6 protein-coding genes are annotated in these 3,328 nt (G+C 59.6%); 3 read left to right on the forward strand and 3 right to left on the reverse strand.

Annotated features, from left to right (window positions below):
• The first annotated feature begins 458 nt into the window (after positions 1–458).
• Positions 459–635, forward strand: coding sequence for a hypothetical protein (locus ABSG20_RS32905; RefSeq protein ID WP_423868617.1), 177 nt, complete (start codon positions 459–461; stop codon positions 633–635).
• A 137-nt stretch (positions 636–772) separates the two neighbouring features.
• On the opposite strand, the gene ABSG20_RS32910 is transcribed toward ABSG20_RS32905, so the two are convergent.
• On the reverse strand, positions 773–1,417 hold the full coding sequence (locus ABSG20_RS32910) for a tripartite tricarboxylate transporter substrate-binding protein (protein WP_423868618.1): 645 nt from the start codon (positions 1,415–1,417) through the stop codon (positions 773–775).
• 208 nt (positions 1,418–1,625) lie between these two features.
• Here ABSG20_RS32910 and ABSG20_RS32915 point away from each other — a divergent pair, with 208 nt between their 5' ends.
• Both ABSG20_RS32915 and ABSG20_RS32920 read left to right on the forward strand, forming a co-directional pair.
• Positions 1,626–1,826, forward strand: coding sequence for an adenylate/guanylate cyclase domain-containing protein (locus tag ABSG20_RS32915; protein WP_423868619.1), 201 nt, complete (start codon positions 1,626–1,628; stop codon positions 1,824–1,826).
• A gap of 58 nt (positions 1,827–1,884) precedes the next feature.
• Positions 1,885–2,172 (forward strand): DUF1330 domain-containing protein, encoded by a 288-nt coding sequence (locus ABSG20_RS32920; RefSeq protein WP_423868620.1) that lies wholly within the window; start codon positions 1,885–1,887, stop codon positions 2,170–2,172.
• Positions 2,173–2,349: 177 nt separating this feature from the next.
• Here the strand turns inward: ABSG20_RS32920 and ABSG20_RS32925 are convergent, their stop codons facing one another.
• A complete protein-coding gene (locus ABSG20_RS32925) occupies positions 2,350–2,871 on the reverse strand; it encodes a methyltransferase family protein (RefSeq protein ID WP_423868621.1) in 522 nt (173 codons plus the stop codon).
• 220 nt (positions 2,872–3,091) lie between these two features.
• Positions 3,092–3,328: hypothetical protein (locus tag ABSG20_RS32930; RefSeq protein WP_423868622.1), on the reverse strand; the 237-nt coding region annotated here is incomplete at its 5' end.

Consider the following 3,328-nt stretch of genomic DNA (forward strand, 5'->3'; position numbering starts at 1 on the left):
AGCTAAAATTGCACTTGCCCGTCGTGCAAATCATCGGCATCTGTTCATCATCCCGTCAGTCGGTTCGCATCACGCGCGCGAGCCGATCATTGACCCACAACGGACGTCAAATGGTAACTATCACTGCACGGGCACCGACCGGCCGGTCCGTCGCTCTCCTAGCCACCAATACGGCCCAGCCGTTATCAGCCCGGCGGGCGGAAACAGCGCCGTGATCAGATCGGCAGCATTTCACAGGATAGCGTTTGGGAGCCGCTGCTCGGAGGTGTGCTCTTGAATTACGGATTGAACTTATCGTGCGTTATCGGCGACGGATGGCGGGTTTGCGGTCGCTACCGATGTAGCGAAGGCCAGCTTTTGACCCAAAGGCGGACATTGATTTGCCTCGACACGCCAAGCGCTGCACTGCTCAACGGTCGATCATCACGAGATCGCGGAAATAAGCTCAGAGTGATGTCATGTTGCCGATCCTGGAATACGATTTGTATAAATTTGATGCCGGCTTCGGCGTTGCTTTTGTTATCTCTGCGCTCACCGCGCCCATACCATTTCTCGGTTTGATTGGTTGGCTTGCAGGACAATTGATTGGATGGACGGCGTCCAATTTTCGACGAAAAACAACTGTGCGGTCATAGTCCGCTTTTGTGCTTTGGCACATCGCGTCAATGATAGCGGTGAAGCAATTTGTCTCATTGTCGGTCTCCTGTCTTAGTCGTCGTCTTCGACTCGCTGCGGGATCCAGGTGGCCACACCGCGCGGCCACGCCGTCGGCTCACTCCGCCTTGACCCCGGCTGCTTGAATCACCGCGGCCCACTTCGCGGTCTCGGCCTCGATAAGGTCAGCAAAATGCTTGGACGTCATCGGTTTGGGCACCACGCCCAATGCCATGAGGCGCGCCGCCATGGCTGGTTCAGCGAGTGCCCCGTTGACCTCCCGGTTCAGCCTCTCCACGATCGTGCCGAGCGTCGCTTTCGGCGTCCCCAGGCCGAACCAGCCGCTCGCCTCGTAGCCGGGAACGAATTGCGCCACGGTCGGAACGTCGGCCAGCGCCGCTAACGGCTCCGTGGTCGTGACTGCCAGTGCCCGCAGCCGACCCGCGCGAACGTGCTCGATCGAGGTGCCCGCGAGCACGAACATGACCTGCACCCGCCCGGCCATGAGGTCGGTCAAGGCCGGCGCCTCACCGCGATAGGGCACGTGCACCATGTTCACGCCGGTCATTATCTTGAACAGCTCGCCCGCGAGATGATGCGGCGTTCCGTTGCCGCCGGAGGCCATGTTGATCTCGCCCGGGTTTGCCTTGGCGTAGGCGATGAGCTCGGGAATGGTGGTTGCGGGAAACGCTGGATTACGGTGGCAGACGTAATACGCCCGACCGCCCAGCCGGCGCCCTCCCGCGGGAGCGGGTTCGTTCATTGACCCAATGCGGAAATGCCGGGATTCGACCCTGACTCACTCTCCACAAGCCGCTTATCTCGCCGCGAAGGGCACCGATTGGCGATATCGATACTGACCTTCGAGGTCTCTCTATGCTATCTTTCCGGGCAATTGGAGGCTCGCCGGAGCCATCATATGCCCAACGACCAAGTAGACCGCAGGCTGGCCGCGATTTTCGCCGGCGACGTTGCCGGCTATTGGCATCAATGTCGGCGACATCATTTTCGATGGTGATGACATTTTCGGAGACGGCGTCAATGTGGCGGCGCGTCTGGAGGCGCTGGCCGATCCCGGCGGCATCATGGTTTCGGGCGTCGCGCATGATCAAGTACGCGATAAGCTCAGCTTTGGTTTTGAGGACTTGGGTAGGGCGGGCTTGCCGGAATGACGAGGGGCTGAACTTGACGTCGACTGTTTGAAGTCTGCTTTTGGCAAATGGAACGCACATGCCCGCTTATTACATTGGTGAACACGAAATCTCTAATGTTGCGTTGTTTGACGACTACCTTGCAAAGGTAGTGCCGATGGTCGAGCGCTTCGGCGGCCGGTATCTCACAAAGGCGGGTTCACACGAAATACTGGAGGGGGATTGGAGACCCAATCGGGTGGTTATCATCGAATTTCCCGATATTGCATCGATCAAAAATTGGTACCGGGCACCGGAATACCAACCGCTCATCGCATTGCGCCGAAGCGCCGCGACCGACGTGATGATTATGCTCGAAGGATTGTGAAGTTTCAACGTAAGGGCCTGACCGTAGTAGTAGCATCGCAGACTTGCCAATTGGAGCGCATCGCGGGCTGCAGCATCATAGGGGAATCGCGAGGGAGTAGTGCCCATCTTCATCGGCCGTGGCGCGCGATTTTACGACAGGGCACGCTACCACGCCCTTCCCGCGGCGGCGCCCGCGTCACGAATGATTCCGGCGTCGTGCGGCTCGCCAGGGCGTGAGCCGCGGAATCCAGCGCGGGACGTTGGCCCGGAAATCCTCGTACTCCGTTCCGAACCTACGAACGAGCACCGGCTCCTCGTACCCCACGACAAACGCGTGGAAGGCGAGCCACACCAACACACCGTACCCAAGAAGGCGCTGGTCGCCGAACAAGGCCGCTTGACCCAGAATGACGGCGACAAGGGCAACGTAAATAGGATTGCGCACGTAGCGATAAAGACCCGTCACCACGAGGTTCTTCGTCGGTGCGATCGGCGCCGGCGTGCCCAATCCTTGCAGCGCAAAGCGCGCAAACGAGTCGACAAGCCCGGGCAGACCGGCGACGATCAACAGGATCCCGACGGCGCGCGTCGCGTCGAGATCGAAGAAGGGCGGCCGAAACTCCCAACGCGTAATCCACCAGGGAACGAGCCCCGCCACTGTGCTGGGCGCAACCGCAAAGAAGAGGGCGGAGCCCAATATCGCGATCGTTTTCGGCACGGTACCTCCTTCCCGTCCTGTCGCAAGGTTAGTGCAGCCATGTCCGGTCAGCGCGTTCAACGGAAGTAGGCGGTGGCTCCATCCAAAATCCGGGGTGATCATCGTAGCAGTATCGGCGGCTCACGAACACCCCGGGGCACCAGTCGTGCAAACTTGAACGTTGCATCATAGCGTCACGGCGAGGCAGTAGTGCCCATCTTCATCGGCCGCGCCGCGCCAACTATGCCAGGATACGCAGCGGTGACTCTAGCAGGGCCGAGGTATCGGCGATCGCGGCCAAATCGGAAGCCGAGTCATGGTTAGCGCAATACGCCAGTGGTATGCAGATCGGACGCAGGAAGCCGACAAGCAGACGGGTCTTGGTCGGACGCGCAATGTCCGGGGTTGAGGAAAGCCGACGAGATAGGTCAGGAGCTAGTCGAGCGTTTCTTTGATGCGAATCATAAAAAGTCGATGT

This window comes from Bradyrhizobium sp., assembly GCF_049512235.1.
Taxonomy (GTDB): domain Bacteria; phylum Pseudomonadota; class Alphaproteobacteria; order Rhizobiales; family Xanthobacteraceae; genus Bradyrhizobium.